Origin of the sequence: Microlunatus sagamiharensis (assembly GCF_900105785.1) — a bacterium.
Lineage (GTDB): Bacteria > Actinomycetota > Actinomycetes > Propionibacteriales > Propionibacteriaceae > Microlunatus > Microlunatus sagamiharensis.
Window position 1 is genome coordinate 2,959,563 of the sequence record NZ_LT629799.1, and the last position, 14,529, is coordinate 2,974,091.

Annotated in this window: 14 protein-coding genes; 8 read left to right on the forward strand and 6 right to left on the reverse strand. The window is 72.0% G+C overall.

Annotated elements, in window-relative coordinates; genetic code table 11:
- Nucleotides 1–9: 9 nt before the first annotated feature.
- Entirely contained in the window at nt 10–1,197 is a 1,188-nt protein-coding gene (locus tag BLU42_RS13590) for an ROK family protein (RefSeq protein ID WP_091075215.1), read from the reverse strand.
- 161 nt (nt 1,198–1,358) lie between these two features.
- Here BLU42_RS13590 and BLU42_RS13595 point away from each other — a divergent pair, with 161 nt between their 5' ends.
- From BLU42_RS13595 to BLU42_RS13615, 5 genes are read left to right on the forward strand one after another with little or no spacing between them, the layout of a single operon-like run.
- Complete coding sequence (locus BLU42_RS13595) at nt 1,359–2,378, forward strand: Gfo/Idh/MocA family protein (RefSeq protein ID WP_091075218.1); 1,020 nt, start codon at nt 1,359–1,361, stop codon at nt 2,376–2,378.
- A gap of 26 nt (nt 2,379–2,404) precedes the next feature.
- Nucleotides 2,405–3,742: an extracellular solute-binding protein gene (locus BLU42_RS13600; protein WP_091075220.1), complete on the forward strand. Its 1,338-nt coding sequence runs from the start codon at nt 2,405–2,407 to the stop codon at nt 3,740–3,742.
- Nucleotides 3,743–3,779: 37 nt separating this feature from the next.
- The gene (locus BLU42_RS13605) at nt 3,780–4,706 is read left to right on the forward strand and encodes a carbohydrate ABC transporter permease (RefSeq protein WP_091075222.1); all 927 of its coding nucleotides are present in this window, start codon (nt 3,780–3,782) and stop codon (nt 4,704–4,706) included.
- Complete coding sequence (locus BLU42_RS13610; RefSeq protein WP_091075225.1) at nt 4,703–5,590, forward strand: carbohydrate ABC transporter permease; 888 nt, start codon at nt 4,703–4,705, stop codon at nt 5,588–5,590. The genes BLU42_RS13605 and BLU42_RS13610 overlap by 4 nt, the downstream gene beginning before the upstream one ends.
- Nucleotides 5,591–5,592: 2 nt before the next feature.
- Nucleotides 5,593–6,663 (forward strand): ABC transporter ATP-binding protein, encoded by a 1,071-nt coding sequence (locus tag BLU42_RS13615; protein ID WP_091075229.1) that lies wholly within the window; start codon nt 5,593–5,595, stop codon nt 6,661–6,663.
- A gap of 76 nt (nt 6,664–6,739) precedes the next feature.
- Here the strand turns inward: BLU42_RS13615 and ypfJ are convergent, their stop codons facing one another.
- Nucleotides 6,740–7,606 (reverse strand): KPN_02809 family neutral zinc metallopeptidase, encoded by an 867-nt coding sequence (gene ypfJ, locus BLU42_RS13620; protein WP_091080475.1) that lies wholly within the window; start codon nt 7,604–7,606, stop codon nt 6,740–6,742.
- Between the two features lie 123 nt (nt 7,607–7,729).
- Here ypfJ and BLU42_RS13625 point away from each other — a divergent pair, with 123 nt between their 5' ends.
- Complete coding sequence (locus BLU42_RS13625; RefSeq protein WP_231918153.1) at nt 7,730–8,518, forward strand: carbon-nitrogen hydrolase family protein; 789 nt, start codon at nt 7,730–7,732, stop codon at nt 8,516–8,518.
- 26 nt (nt 8,519–8,544) lie between these two features.
- The gene (locus BLU42_RS13630; RefSeq protein ID WP_231918154.1) at nt 8,545–10,011 is read left to right on the forward strand and encodes an APC family permease; all 1,467 of its coding nucleotides are present in this window, start codon (nt 8,545–8,547) and stop codon (nt 10,009–10,011) included.
- On the opposite strand, the gene BLU42_RS13635 is transcribed toward BLU42_RS13630, so the two are convergent.
- On the reverse strand, nt 9,960–10,424 hold the full coding sequence (locus BLU42_RS13635; protein WP_091075232.1) for a hypothetical protein: 465 nt from the start codon (nt 10,422–10,424) through the stop codon (nt 9,960–9,962). The two genes, BLU42_RS13630 and BLU42_RS13635, sit on opposite strands and share 52 nt — an antisense overlap.
- Nucleotides 10,421–10,780: a hypothetical protein gene (locus tag BLU42_RS13640; RefSeq protein ID WP_231918155.1), complete on the reverse strand. Its 360-nt coding sequence runs from the start codon at nt 10,778–10,780 to the stop codon at nt 10,421–10,423. Before BLU42_RS13640 ends, BLU42_RS13635 begins: the two co-directional genes overlap by 4 nt.
- Nucleotides 10,781–10,929: 149 nt before the next feature.
- On the opposite strand from BLU42_RS13640, the gene BLU42_RS13645 reads away from it, so the two are divergent.
- Nucleotides 10,930–11,610, forward strand: a complete 681-nt coding sequence (locus tag BLU42_RS13645; RefSeq protein ID WP_091075236.1) for an NUDIX hydrolase — start codon at nt 10,930–10,932, stop codon at nt 11,608–11,610.
- Nucleotides 11,611–11,856: 246 nt separating this feature from the next.
- Here the strand turns inward: BLU42_RS13645 and BLU42_RS13650 are convergent, their stop codons facing one another.
- A complete protein-coding gene (locus BLU42_RS13650) occupies nt 11,857–13,227 on the reverse strand; it encodes a cystathionine beta-synthase (RefSeq protein WP_091075240.1) in 1,371 nt (456 codons plus the stop codon).
- A 35-nt stretch (nt 13,228–13,262) separates the two neighbouring features.
- Entirely contained in the window at nt 13,263–14,498 is a 1,236-nt protein-coding gene (locus BLU42_RS13655) for an NAD(P)/FAD-dependent oxidoreductase (RefSeq protein ID WP_091075243.1), read from the reverse strand.
- Nucleotides 14,499–14,529: the final 31 nt, after the last annotated feature.

The following is a 14,529-nucleotide window of genomic DNA, read 5'->3' on the forward strand; positions in this document are numbered from 1 at the left end:
GCCCTCGGCTCAGATCCCCGCACCGAGCTCCTGGGACAGGACGAGGCCCGCCCCACCGAGCAGGGCGATCTGGTCGCCGCTGTCGCCCAGCACCACGGACGGCGGGGTACCTCTCCGTGGGCTGAAGCTGGTGAGCCAGTGCTCGAGCCGGCTCTTCATCAGCTCTCCCCCGGCGGCGGCGTCGCCGTGGACGACGTAGGTGCCCGACGCGAGCATCTGCTCGTTGTTCGCCATGCCGATCGCGAGGTTGCGGGCGTAGAGGTCCAGCAGCTCCTTCGCCGTCTGATCACCCGCAGCCGCAGATCCGGCCAGCGCGGCGGCGCCCACGGCGCCCGCGTCCTCGACACCTCGACGCTCGGCCTCGCGCCGGAGCCAGAGCACGCTCGCGACCATCTCCCAGCAGCCACGGCGGCCGCACAGGCAACGCTCGCCGCCCATGTCCACGACGATGTGCCCGTACTCACCGCCGGCGCCGGCAGGCCCGGCGATGATGCGGCCCTCGTGCACGATGCCCATGCCCAGGGCCTCGCCCGTGTAGACCGACGCGAAGCTCGACAGGTGCCGGCCGTGCCCGAACCACTTGTCCCCCAGCGCCCGGACCCTCGGGTGGTGGTCGACGGCCACCGGTACGCCGAACCTCTCGGCCAGCACCCGGCCCAACGGGTAGTCGTTCAGGACCGGCGCCAGGTGGAGCGAGATGATCGTCCCCGTCGTCGTGTCGACCATCCCCGACGCCGCCACCCCGATGCCGAGGAGCGCCTGGCCGTCGAAGCAGCGGGCTGCGAGCGCGAGCACCGCCTCCTGCACCTGGTCGATCCCGTGCTCGGGCTCGATGGTGGCCTGCGCCTGGACGCGGACGGTGCCGTCCATGCCGATGCGCGCCGCAGCGACGGTGCGGTCCGCGAGTCGCATGCCTCCCAGCTCGAGGCCGTCCGCGTCGAACCACAGCGGTCGCGCGGGCTTCCCGCCGTTGGGCGAGGCGGCCACCTGCTCACCCTCGACCAGCGTGTTGTTGTCGATGAGCGGCTGGAGGATCGAGGCGATCGTCGCCCGGTTCACGTTCAGCGCCCTGGCCAGCTGAGCCCGGCTCGACGGACCATTCTGGTGGAGCAGCTCGAGCACGCGTGACCTGTTGACCTGGCCGATGCTCGCGGGGTTCAGCAGTCCGACGTCGCGCTTGACCGTCGACTCCGTCAAGGCGGGCCCCCTGGATGAGGCGCTGAGGCCCCTCGACTTGTTCACAGCACCGTAATCCCGGCCCCTAGACAGTGTGATGCGGGTATGTAAGAGTTTAAAACATACTTCGTGCTGCTCGCTCGGTCCGTCTGCAGCCCCTCCCTGACGAAAGTGGTTCGCCCATGGTCGCCTCCGTTCCCCAGGTCGTCGTGGTCGGCGGTGGCATCCGGGGCTCGATGTTCGCAGCGACGGTGCAGCAGCACCCGGACGCAGCCCTTGTCGCCCTCTGCGACCCCTCCCCCTCGGTGCGGGAGCGGAACGCGGAGACCCTTGGCGTACCCGTCTACGCCGACCTGCACGCCATGCTCGCCGCGCACCCCGAGGCCACGGCCGCCATCATCGCCACCCCGGACTTCGCGCACCGGGACGCGGCCGTGGACTGCGCGTCGCGCGGGCTCGACCTTCTCGTGGAGAAGCCGCTCGCGACCACCAGCGACGACGCCGAAGCCATCAGGGCCGCCGCAGACGCGGCGGGCTCGCGAGTGGTCGTCGGGTTCGAGAACCGGTGGAACCAGAAGTTCATCGAGGTCCGCGACCAGCTGTCGCAGGGGACCGCCGGTCGCACGGTGACCCAGGTCGTCAACCTCAACGACACCCGCTGGGTGCCGACCAGCATGTTGAGCTGGGCCGCGCACAGCTCCCCCGCCTGGTTCCTGATGCCGCACAGCCTGGACCTCACCATGTGGCTGACGGGGACCACACCCGTCGAGGTCTTCGCCCGCGGGACACGACGGATCCTGCCCGGGCTCGGGGTCGACACCTGGGACGCCGTCAGTGCGTCGTTCCTGATGTCCGACGGGTCCACGGTCGTCCTCAACTCGTCGTGGGTCCTGCCCGAGTCGGCGCCCTCGGTCTTCGACTTCCGCTACGAGCTGCAGGCCGAGCACACGGCCTACCACCTGGACATCTCCTACGACGGCGTCACCCGGTACGACCCGGACGGCGTCAGCTGGCTGCAGTTCGGCGTCCACGAGCGGCACGGCCGCCTGGAGGGGATCCCCATCGACATGGCTCGCGACTTCATCGCCGCCCTCAACGGCGAACCGCGCGACCTGCCCGACGCCGCCCACGGCTGCCTCGTCACCGCCGCCATCGAGGGCGTCCACACCAGCCTCGCCGCAGGACTTCCGCACACCCTCTGACCGCCCACCGAACCAAGGACACGCCCATGCCCGGAACCGCCCTCACCCGCCGTCGCCTGCTCTCGCTGAGCGGGCTCGCCCTCGGCGGCGTCGCCCTCAGCGGCTGCGTCAGCGCCAACGACCCTGCGAGCAGCGGCGCGTCGGGCGGCACGTCGGAGGCACCGCTCAAGCCGGGGAGCGCTCCCTCCGGGGAGATCACGATCGTCGACGACAACACGAACAAGCTGTTCCAGTCGTCGACCATCGCGGCCTTCGAGGCCGCGACCGGCATCAAGGTGAAGTCGTACTCCCAGGGCAACTTCAACGACCTGCACGACCGCTACGCCACCCTGTTCGCCGCCCAGGACAGCAGCGTCGACGTGGTGATGACCTGGGCGGGCTGGTCGGCAGAGTTCGGCCAGGCGGGCTGGCTGCAGGAGCTGGACACCTCTGCCGTCCCGACCGACCTGATCAAGCCCGCCCTCGACGCGGTCTCCTGGCAGGGCAAGGTCTACGGGCTGCCGAAGTTCTCGAGCGTGCAGACGATGTTCTGGTCCAAGCCGCTCTTCGAGCAGGCCGGCGTCGATCCCTCCGCGGCGCCGGCGACCTGGGACGAGTTCGTCAGCACCGCCAAGTCCCTCACCTCCGGCGACCGCTACGGCTACGCGTGCGACATCGGCAACGCGGCCGGCGCGTACCAGAACTTCCTCCGGGTGCTGCTGCTGAACGGCGGCGACATGTACGACGCCGACTACAAGCCGATCTTCAACAGCGAGCAGGGTGTGCAGGCCCTCTCCAACTTCGTCGACCTGCTGCAGGTGCACAAGGTCATGGACCCGTCGTCGCTCCAGATCACCAACGCCTCCGACCTCGGTGACCTCTTCGCGAAGGGCGGCACGGGGATGGTCTTCAACTGGCCGTTCCAGTACGCCGTCGCCACCGGTTCGGGGTCGAAGCTGGACGCGAGCACGGTCGGGAACGGCCTCATCCCCGGGATGAGCGTCCGCTCGGCGTCCATCGACGGCTCCGAGGGATTCGCCATCAACAAGTTCAGCAAGAACAAGGAGGCCGCGCTCGCGTGGCTGCAGTTCGTCGCGACCGAGGGCGTGCAGAAGCAGATCGTGAGCCAGGAGGGTTGGTTCCCGGTCTCGGAGCCCGTGCTGACCGACCCCGCGAGCGTGAAGGCGCTGCCGGTCCTCACGACCTACCAGGAGTCGACCCAGTACGCGACGAAGCGCTGGGGCACCCCGTGGTCGAGCGAGCTCGACCAGCTGATGTCGGTCCAGATCATCAACGCGATGAACAAGAAGACGACGCCCAAGGAGGCGCTGGACACGCTGGCCACCCAGACGCAGGCGCTCGTCGACAAGTACCTGAAGCGCTGAGGTCGGCGATGAGCAGCACCGAGCCCGGGAGGACGTCATGAGCACCGTGAGCAGGGCCGACCTGCGGCGGCGTCGGGACCTGCGTTTCGGCGTGGGCCTGTCGCTGCCGGCCGTCGCCGTCGTGGTGCTGCTCCTCGGCTACCCGATGGGCTACGCGCTCTACATGTCCGGCTTCTCCTGGAACGACAAGCTCGGGTCCTACCACCCGTTCGTCGGCCTGGGGAACTACCGCGACCTCCTCGTGGACCCGGCGGTGCACCGGGCCATGGGCCGCACGCTCTACTTCTCCGTGTTCACGGTGCTCGGCGGCGTCGCGCTCGCGGTCCTGATCGCGGTGCTGCTCAACGTCGAGTTCCGCGGCCGCACCCTGGTGCGCGTGCTGCTCCTGGTGCCCTGGGCCGTCCCGCCGGTGGTGAACGGGATCATGTGGAAGCTGATCTTCGACGGGTCGAGCGGGATCATGAACACGATCCTGCTGGGGACCGGCCTGGTCGACGAGCGCGTGCAGTGGCTCGCCGACCCGGGCCTGACCATGAACGTGCTCGTCTTCGCCGAGCTGTGGAAGCTGCTGCCGTTCCTCTGCCTGCTGATGCTCGCCGGTCTGCAGGGGATCCCGACGAACATCTACAAGGCGGCGCGCATCGACGGGGCCAACGGCTGGCAGCGCTTCCGGCGGATCACTCTGCCGAACCTCCGGGGGCCGATCATGTTCGCTCTGATCGTCCAGTCGATGTGGTCGCTGAAGGTCTTCGACACCATCTACGTCCTCACCGGGGGTTCCGGCGGGCCCGCGGAGGGCACGACGACGATCAACTTCCTCGCCTACCTCACGACCTTCAGCAACCTCGACCGGGGCTACGGGGCGAGCCTGGCCGTGGCGGCCATGGTCCTCATCGTCCTCGTCACCCTGATGTGGGTCCTGCTGCTCGGGCGTCGACGCGAGGACCGGGAGGAGGCTCGATGAGCGCCACGACCGCCCCGCGCGTCGACACGTCGGCGGGCAGCCCCAGGCCGCCAGGACCGCGGCCCCGACGGCTCGGCACGGTGGGTCACCGGGTGCTCGTCGCACTCCTGCTCGTGTACCTGCTGGCGCCCTTCGTCTGGATGCTGGTCTACAGCCTCTACCCGTCCTCGGCCCTCCAGCAGGCCCGGCCCGACCTCGACCCGTCGCTGCTGACGGGCGCCTCGTACGCCCGCCTGCTCTCCGACACCTCGTTCCTGGTGCCGATGGCCAACTCGGCCGTGGTCGGGATCTCGACCACGATCATCTGCATGGTGCTGGGCTCGGCGTGCGCGTACGCCTTCGCCCGCTACCGGTTCCGCGGTCGGAGCACGCTGCTCCTCGGGATGCTGACGGTCCAGGCGATCCCCGTGATCGTCCTGGCGGTGCCCCTGTTCATCCTGCTGCGCGCGTTCGGGCTGTACGACCGGCTCCCCGGGCTGATCGTCACGTACACGGCCTTCATCCTCCCGCTGGTCGTCTGGATGCTCGTCGGCTTCTTCGACGAGATCCCGCCGAGCCTGGAGCGGGCCGCGCGGATCGACGGGTGCAACCGGCTGCAGATCATGGTCAAGATCGCGTTCCCGCTCGCCGCCCCCGGTCTGGCCGCGACCGCGATCCTCGCCTTCATCACCAGCTGGAGCGACTTCTTCCTGGCCAAGGTCCTGACGTCGACCTCGGCGTCGACGTTGCCGGTCAAGACCGCGGCGTTCCAGGGGTTGTTCGCGATGGACTACACGTCGGCGGCGACGGCAGGCGTCATCACGGCGGTGCCGGTGCTCGTGCTCGCCCTCGTGGCTCAGAAGTGGATCATCCGCGGTCTCGTCGAGGGCGCGGTGAAGGGGTAGTCATGGCAGAGATCGAGCTGGTGAACGTGCAGAAGACCTACCCGGGCCGGAAGGAGGGCCCACCGGCGGTCGACGACCTCAGCTACACGATCGGGGACGGGCAGTTCGTCTCCCTGCTCGGGCCGTCGGGCTGCGGGAAGTCCACCACCCTGAACATGATCGCCGGGCTGGAGGACGTGACCTCCGGGGAGATCCTGATCGACGGCCAGCGCGTCGACGACCTCGACGCGGACAAGCGCGACCTCGCCTTCGTCTTCCAGGACTACGCGCTCTACCCGCACATGAACGTCTACGAGAACATCGCCTTCGGCCTGCGCATGCGCAAGGTGCCCAAGCCCGAGATCGACCAGCGCGTCCACGACGCCGCACGCCGTCTGGACATCGAGCACGTGCTGCGGGACAAGCCCCGCCGGCTCTCCGGCGGCCAGCGGCAACGGGTCGCGCTCGCCCGCGCCATCGCGCGCCGCCCGGCGGTCTTCCTCTTCGACGAGCCTCTCTCGAACCTCGACGCCCTGCTCCGGGACCAGACCCGCAGCGAGCTCAAGCTGCTGCACGCCGAGCTCGGGGCGACGAGCGTCTACGTGACCCACGACCAGGAGGAGGCGATGACGCTCTCGGACCGCATCGTCGTGATGAGCCGGGGCAAGCTCGAGCAGTACGGGACGCCGTACGAGATCTACCACCGGCCGGCCACGGACTTCGTCGCCTCCTTCGTCGGCAAGCCGCGCATGAACCTCCTCCCCGCACGGCGTGGCGGCGCCGGGCGGTACGACGTCGCCGGGTCGGGCCTGGGGGTCGAGCTCCCGCTCTCCCAGCCCGAGGTGCGGGTCGGGCTCCGACCGGAGGAGTGCGCGCTGCGGGACGCGGCGCCGGGCGAGGCCCACGGCACCGTCAAGGTCATCGAACCGCTGGGCAACGCCTCCGACGTCATCGTCGACCTCGGGCAGGCCCTGTTCACCGTCCGCGTCCCCGGCTTCAGCAGCGTGCGCGTCGGCGACACGGTGCAGGTCGACACCTCGTCCGCCCGCCTGCACGCCTTCGACGTCGCGACGGGACGTCGGCTGGTGGACTAGCTGGTGGGCTTGCTCGTCCAGGAGCCGTCGAGCCCGTCGGCGCCGGCGCTGGTCCTGCGCAGGCGGCGAAGGAGCCTCAGACCGCGCCCCGGGCGAACGTGTCGCAGGAGGCCGGGTCGCCGGAGGTGAAGCCGGTGGTCAGCCACTTCTGACGGTTCGCCGCCGAGCCGTGGGTCCAGGACTCCGGGTTCACCTGGCCCTGCATCTTCTTCTGGATCCGGTCGTCGCCGACGGCGGCGGCCGCGTCGAGCGCGTCGTCCAGGTCGGCCTGCGTGACCTCGCTGATCGGCGACTGCGGGTCGTTCGTCGCGTGGTTGAACCACACCCCGGCGTAGCAGTCGGCCTGCAGCTCGAGGCGTACGCCCGGCGACGTCGGCCCGGTCCCGCCCGAGCCCCCCTGGACCCGCGCCAGCGTGCCCTCGAGGTCCTGGACGTGGTGGCCGAACTCGTGGGCGAGCACGTACGCCTCCGCCGCGTCGCCGCCCTGCGCGCCGAGCCTGGTCGTCAGCTCGTCGAAGAAGCCGAGGTCGAGGTAGACCGCGGTGTCGCCCGAGCAGTAGAAGGGCCCGACCTCGGAGGTCGCCGTCCCGCAGGCCGTGGAGATCTGCCCGGTGAAGGTGTTGACCTTGATCACCTGGTAGTCCTGCAGCTCCTGGCCCCAGTAGTCCTGGATCGAGTTCGTGTACGCCACGAAGCGGCAGTTCCGGTCCTTGCCGATGTCGCTGCCGCGCGTGCACTGCGCGAAGGGCGACGCCGGCGCCTGGCTCGACTGGGTGCCGGGCTCGGCGGACGACCCGAGCACGTCGCCGGGGTTGACCCCGAGCAGCAGGGCGATGATCAGGACGACCACGCCGGCACCGCCGCCGATCGCGACCTTGCCGCCGCTGCCGCCGCGGCTGCCGACCTGGGACGGGTCGAGGTTCGCGCCCTCGTTGTACTTCACGCGCCCAGTCTGGCGGAACGCGGTGCGCGCACCGCGCAGGTCTAGGGTCGTGCCGACGACGACGGCGACAGCGGAGACGACGGCGCCGGGTGCGGGCGACGGGTCGACCAGGGCGGAGGACGGGTGACGCTGACGATCGCCGGGCTGCAGCACCCCGGCCACCCCGGCGACGTCGAGGCCAACCTCGCGGTGGTCGCCGAGGCCGCCCGTGCCGCGAGGGCCCGCGGGGCCGACCTGCTCGTGACGCCGGAGATGTTCGTCACCGGCTACAACATCGGGGACCGGGTCGCCGAGCTCGCCGCCCGGCCCCTCGTCGACGAGGTCGCCCGGATCGCCGCGAACGAGGGGATCGCGGTCGTCGCCGGGCTGCCCGAGCGGCTGCCCGACGGGTCCGTCGCCAACACCGCGGTGCTCGTGGATGCCTCCGGCACCGAGCTCACCCGCTACCGCAAGACGCACCTGTTCTCCGACCTCGACCGCGCCCTGTTCGTCGAGGGCACCGAGCGCAGCCGGGTGGTCGAGCTGCACGGCGTCCGGCTGGCCCTGCTGATCTGCTACGACGTGGAGTTCCCCGAGCCGGTCCGGGCCGCGGCCCGCGAGGGCGCGCACCTGGTCGTCGTCCCGACCGCGCAGATGGAGCCCTTCGCCTTCGTCGCCGAGCGGCTGATCGGCGTCCGCGCCTGGGAGAACCAGGTCTACGTCGCGTACGTGAACCGCAGCGGCGCGGAGGGCGACCTGGCCTACGTCGGGCGCAGCTCGGTCGCGGCCCCCTCCGGCGAGGTCCTCGACGCGCTCGCGCCCGACGATGGCACCGGGCTGGTGCTGGCGAGCATCGACCCCGCCGTCGTCGAGGCCGCGCAGCGCGACAACCCCTACCTCGACGACCTGCGCCTCGACCTCTACCCGTCCTGAACCCCGACCCCACGACGAGGACCACCGTGACCGCACCGACCTCCACCGGCGTCGACGACAGCCCCGCAAAGCCCGCCCGCCTCACCGGCCAGCTCGGCGTCGGCGCCATCGTCTTCATGGTCATCGCGGCCGCGGCACCGCTCACCGTGATCGGCGGCAACGTGCCGCTGGCCGTCGCCGGCGGCAACGGCGTCGGCGCCCCGGTCGGCTTCCTGCTCGCGGCCACGGTGCTGCTGGTCTTCGCCGTCGGGTTCGTGACCATGACGCCCCACGTGCGCGAGGCGGGCGCCTTCTTCTCCTACGTGACGACCGGACTGGGGTCCCGGGCCGGGCTGGGGGCCGCGTTCGTGGCGCTGGTCGCGTACACGGCGGTCCAGGTCGGTGTGTACGGCTACATGGGCTGGGCCGCGAACGACCTGGTCACCTTCTTCGGCGGCCCGTCGGTGCCGTGGCCGGTCTACTCCTTCCTGACCATGGCCGTCGTGGCCGTGCTCGGCTACCGCCACATCGAGCTGAGCGCCAAGGTCCTGGGCGTCGCGCTGGTGCTCGAGATCGCCGTCATGGTCGCCCTCGACGTCGCGGTCTTCGCCACGGGCGGGGCGGCCGGCCCGGTGTGGTCGACCTTCACGCCGTCGAACGTCCTCAGCCCCGGCCTCGGCGTCGCCGTGCTCTTCGCGCTGACCGGCTTCATCGGCTTCGAGGCGACGGCGGTGTTCCGCGACGAGGCCCGTACGCCGGAGCGCACGATCCCACGCGCCACCTACCTCGCCGTGACGATCATCGGCGTCTTCTACGCCCTGTCCTGCTGGGCGCTGGTCACCGCGGCGGGCGCCGCCGACGCCGTGCCCGTGGCGCAGCGCACCCTCGACGGCGAGGGCAACATGATGCTCGACACCGCCCGCGCCTACCTCGGCACGGGGCTGCGCGACGTCATGAACGTCCTGCTGATCACGAGCCTCTTCGCCTGCGTCCTCAGCTTCCACAACGTGCTCGCGCGCTACCAGTTCACGCTGGCGCACAAGGGCGTGCTGCCCGCCCGCCTCGGCCGGACCAACCCGCGCCACCACGCCCCGTCGACCGCCTCGCTGGTGCAGACCGCGACCGCGGCGGTCGTCCTGCTGGTCCTCGCGCTGGTGGGGCTCGACCCTCTCGTCGGCGTCTTCGGCTCGATGGCCGGGGTCAGCACGATCGGCATGGTGCTGCTGATGACCGTGACGTCGGTCGCGGTGGTCGTCTACTTCTCGCGCCACCCGCGGGCCGCCCGCGGCCGCGTGCTGCCGACCCGCGTGGCCCCCGTCGTCGCGATCCTCGGGCTGCTGGCCTGCGCCTGGCTGGTCGTCTCCAACTTCACGCTCGTGACCGGTGGGAGCGTCGCGGTGAGCACCGTGCTCGCGCTGGTCCCGCCGGCGGCCTTCGTGCTCGGGCTCGTGCTCGGCGGGCGCTACTCGCTGCTCGAGGACGCCGAGGAGTCCGGGGCCGACGTCGTCGGCTGAGGACGGGTGCGCCGCAGCCACAGCAGGCCGAGGACCGGCAGCACCAGCGGCACGAAGCCGTAGCCGCTGCCGTACGCCGACCAGACCGTCGCGCGCGGGAACGCCTCGGGGTCGACCAGGCTCAGGGTGCCGACGCTGAGGACGCCGACCAGCTCGACGCTGACCGCGACGAGCGCGACGCGGCGCGAGGTCGCCGTGCCGCGGGCCAGGGTCACCGTTGCGACGATGTAGACGATCCCGGCGACGAGGCTCAGCACGTACGCGAGCGGCGCCTCCGCGTACTGCGTGACCAGCTGCGTCACCCCGCGGGCCGTGGCGGCGAGGGCGAAGAGCCCGTAGACCGCGACGAGCGCGCGGCCGGGGCCGGAGCTCGTGCGCGGGGCCGCCGGCTGCGGCTCGCGGGCGGTGCTCACCGCGCCACCCAGAGCACGAGCAGGCGGAAGGTCATGGCGGCGACGGCCGCGGCGGCCACCGCGAGCACGACGCCGGAGAAGCGGGTGCGCTCGCTGTTGGCCCATAACCAGGCGACCGGCAGCAGCACCACGATCCCGACCAGGTAGCCGATGGTCGTCGCCAGCTCGACCGGCCGGAAGCCGGCGCCGAGACGGACGAGGGCGATGACCGACTGAACCAGGACGACGACCTCGAGCCCAGCCGCGTACAGCAGCTGGGCCTTGCCCGGCGGCTTGTCGAGCACCGCGGTCACCAGGCCCCAGCCCATGCTGACCAGCGCGAGGGCGCACACGCTGTAGGCCAGTGCGGCGATCACGCGGCTGCTCCTCGAGGCTGGGACGCCTGTCGGGGTGGGGCGGCACGACCAGGCACGAGGCCCCAGGCTACGGCGTGGCCGGAAGGGCTCGAGGAGTCCGCCACTAGATTGGGGCGATGCCATCCCCCACCAGGTCCGCGACGCGCTAGATGCGGGTGGTCGGGGTCGCCGCACGGCACCGTCAGGTCTTCGACCGGCGGCTCGAGCACGGGGTCGACCCGCGGGTGCTCGCGTACGAGGCCGGCTGGGTCGTGCTGCGGCCCGTCGAGGCCGACCTCGACGCCGACGGCGAGCTGCGCCTCGTGCTCAAGGTGCGCCACCGGCGCGAGGGCGACGGGCACCCGCGCACGCGCAAGCCGGGCCGCGACCGCGGGCTCCGCAGCGCGCCCGACGAGCAGCCGGTCGTCCGCCAGCGCTTCGCCGCGTACGCGGTCGTGAAGTCCGAGCGCGGGCTGCTGGCCACGGAGTACTCCGACCTCACCGCGGTCAACGGCCGCTGGGGCATGCCCGGCGGCGGGCTCGACGAGGGCGAGGAGCCGGTGCACGCCGTCGAGCGCGAGGTCGACGAGGAGACCGGCCAGGTCGTCGAGATCGGCGAGCTGGTGCTCGTGCAGAGCTCGCACTGGGTCGGCCGCAGCCCGCACGGCGGGATCGAGGACTTCCACGCGGTCCGCCTGATCTACCGCGCCACCTGCCCCGAGCCGACCGACCCGGTCGTCCACGACCAGGGCGGCACCACCGCCTCGGCCCGCTGGGTCCCTCTCGACGCCTGGGCCGACACCCCCTGGACCGCCAACTGGCGCCAGGCGCTCAAGCGCCTGCTGCGCTGAGCTGCCTCCGGCGGACCTCGCGCCGCAGACGAGCGACGTTCGCTCGACGCGTCGACACCTCGGTGCGCCGCCGGCGGGAACGTATGCGCGCACAGGTTCCGCTCACTGAGCCCACGATGCAGCCTGGGCTCGGTGCCGGGAACCTGTGCGCGCACAGGTTCCCGACCACGGGCGCAGTCGTCGGGTCCGCGGTCGGGTCGGAACGCGTGGTGCGCCTAGGCGGAGCGGAGGCAATCAGACACAGCTTCAGCCGATGTCGCCCAGGAGGTCCTGGCGGGTGAGCACGCCCGCGGGACGGCCGTCGTCGAGGACGAGGAGGGCGTCGCCGTCGACGAGGAGCTCGACGGCCCGGGTGACCGGCTCGGTCGCGCCCAGCGTGGGGAGCGGGGCCTCCATGGCGCGCTCGACGGGGTCGGCCGGCCGGACGTGCTGGCCGAACAGCGCCCCGAGGAGCCCGCGCTCGCTCACCGAACCGACGACCTCCGCGGCCATCACCGGCGGCTCCGCGCGCACGACGGGCATCTGCGAGACGCCGTACTCGCGCAGGATCTCGACGGCCTGGGCGACGGTCTCGTTCGGGTGGGTGTGGACGAGGTCGGGCAGGCCGCCGGACTTCTCGCGCAGCACGTCGCCGACCACGCGGACCCCGGCGTCCGGGCGTGGCGCGAAGCCGTAGCGGGCGAGCCAGGCGTCGTCGAAGATCTTGGTGAGGTAGCCGCGCCCGGAGTCGGGCAGCAGCACGACGATCACCGCGTCCGGGTCCTGCAGCTCGGCCGCCAGCCGCACCGCGGCGACGGTCGCCATGCCGCACGAACCGCCGACGAGCAGCGCCTCGGTACGGGCCAGCCGCCGGGTCATGGCGAAGGAGTCGCCGTCGGACACCTCGATCACGCGGTCGCAGACCGTGCGGTCGTAGGTCGAGGGCCAGAAGTCCTCCCCGACGCCCTCGACGAGGTAGGGCCGGCCGTCGCCGCCGGAGTAGACCGAACCGGCCGGGTCGGCACCGATCACCTGCACGCGCCCGCCCGAGACCTCCTTGAGGTAGCGCCCGGCGCCGCTGATCGTGCCGCCGGTGCCCATGCCCGTGACGAAGTGCGTGATGCGGCCGTCGGTCTGCGCCCAGATCTCCGGGCCGGTGGTCTCGTAGTGGCTCAGCGGGTTCTGCAGGTTGCTGTACTGGTCCGGCTTCCAGGCCCCGGGGATCTCGCGCACGAGCCGGTCGGAGACGGAGTAGTAGGACTTCGGGTCGTCGGGGTCGACCGCGGTCGGGCAGACCACGACCTGCGCCCCGTACGCGGCGAGGACGTTGCGCTTGTCCTCGCTGACCTTGTCGGGGCAGACGAACACGCACGAGTAGCCCTTGGCCTGCGCCACGATGGCCAGCCCGACGCCGGTGTTGCCGCTGGTCGGCTCGACGATCGTCCCGCCCGGCTTCAGCGAACCGTCCCGCTCCGCCGCCTCGACCATCCGCACGGCGATGCGGTCCTTCACCGAGCCGCCGGGGTTGAGGTACTCGACCTTGGCCAGCACGAGGCCGGGCGCGCCGTCGGTGACCTTGGACAGCTGGACCAGCGGGGTGTTGCCGACGAGGTCGATGACGTTGGTGACGTACTCCACGCAGAGACTCTACGGAGCCTGCCCCTGCCCCGCGGTCAGCGCGCAGCCAGGATCGCGTCGGCGGCCCGTCGTCCGGACACCAGCGCGCCCTGGATCGAGGCGATGTCGCGGTGGTCGCCGGCCACGTGGACCCCGCCTCCCACGGTCACCGGCTGGCGGTCGTCCAGGGGCGGCGGCTGCGCGGGCAGCGCCTCGGCCACGACGTGGGTGGTGACGAGCTCCCACGTGGCCGTGCCCGTGCCGTAGACCAGGCCGGCCTGCTCCCGGGCGGCGCGCTCGACCTCGGCGGAACCGTCGGCCCCGAGCACGGTGGTCGCAACGAGCACCCGGCCGGCCGGCGCGTACGACCCGGCGACGTTCGTCATGACGGCGGTGTTGACCATCGGCCCGCGGTGGTCGGCGTCGAGGTGCAGCAGCGGCCGGGTCGTCGGCGGCTCGTCGGTGGTGTGCCAGAAGGTCGTGAGCGCCTTCATCCGCGGCGCGACCGCCCCGGTCAGCGAACCCGCCGTGCTCGGATCCGTTGCCACGACCACGGCCCGTGCGGTCAGCTCGCCGTCGTCGGTGCGGACCGACGAGGCCGTGACGCCGTGGGCCCGGACGCCCAGGCGGACCGTTCCGGCGGGCAGCGTCGCCGCGACCACCGCAGGGAAGTGCCCCATCCCGAGCGCGGGGATCGAGGGCGAGCCGAGCACGAACGAGCGGACGAGCATCCGCACGAGGTGCGCCGAGCTCGACCCGTCGTCCTCGGCCAGCACGCCGGTCAGGAACGGGTCGACCACCCCGGCGCGGAGCCGGCCCGTGATGCCCCAGGCGTCGAGCTCCTCGGCGCGGCTCCGGTCGGGTGCGGCGAGCTGGCGCCGTACGGGGGTCAACGTCGAGGCCGCCCAGGCGGCGAAGCGGACCTTCTCGGCGAACGTCCCGACGGGTGCCCGGAGCGAGGCGGCGACGTAGCGCGGCACGCGGCGCGGGTCGGCCAGCACCGAGCGGCTGCGGCCGTGCCCGACCACCGTCCCGGCCTGGAAGGGCTGCAGGTCGAGCGCCCTCGTGCCGGCCTCGCCGAGGACCGGTCCGAGGGCCGGGTAGGAGGGGTTCAGGAGCTGGAAGCCGCGGTCGCAGCGGTAGCCGTCGACCACGTCGGTCCGCACCCGGCCCCCGACCCCGTCGGACGCCTCGAGCACGACGACCTCGACCCCGGCCCGGCTCAGCCGCTGCGCGCAGGCCAGCCCGGCCAGCCCCGCGCCGACGACGATCACGGGGGCGTCGGTGCTCATGCCCCCATCCTGCCCGGGCCGGGTGGTGGTC

Coding starts and splice junctions, on each gene's coding strand:
- BLU42_RS13615 (WP_091075229.1), top strand. CDS start 5,593: ATGGCAGAGATCGAGCTGGTGAACGTGCAGAAGACCTACCCGGGCCGG.
- BLU42_RS13600 (WP_091075220.1), top strand. CDS start 2,405: ATGCCCGGAACCGCCCTCACCCGCCGTCGCCTGCTCTCGCTGAGCGGG.
- BLU42_RS13610 (WP_091075225.1), top strand. CDS start 4,703: ATGAGCGCCACGACCGCCCCGCGCGTCGACACGTCGGCGGGCAGCCCC.
- BLU42_RS13655 (WP_091075243.1), bottom strand. CDS start 14,498: ATGAGCACCGACGCCCCCGTGATCGTCGTCGGCGCGGGGCTGGCCGGG.
- BLU42_RS13605 (WP_091075222.1), top strand. CDS start 3,780: ATGAGCACCGTGAGCAGGGCCGACCTGCGGCGGCGTCGGGACCTGCGT.
- BLU42_RS13645 (WP_091075236.1), top strand. CDS start 10,930: ATGCGGGTGGTCGGGGTCGCCGCACGGCACCGTCAGGTCTTCGACCGG.
- BLU42_RS13595 (WP_091075218.1), top strand. CDS start 1,359: ATGGTCGCCTCCGTTCCCCAGGTCGTCGTGGTCGGCGGTGGCATCCGG.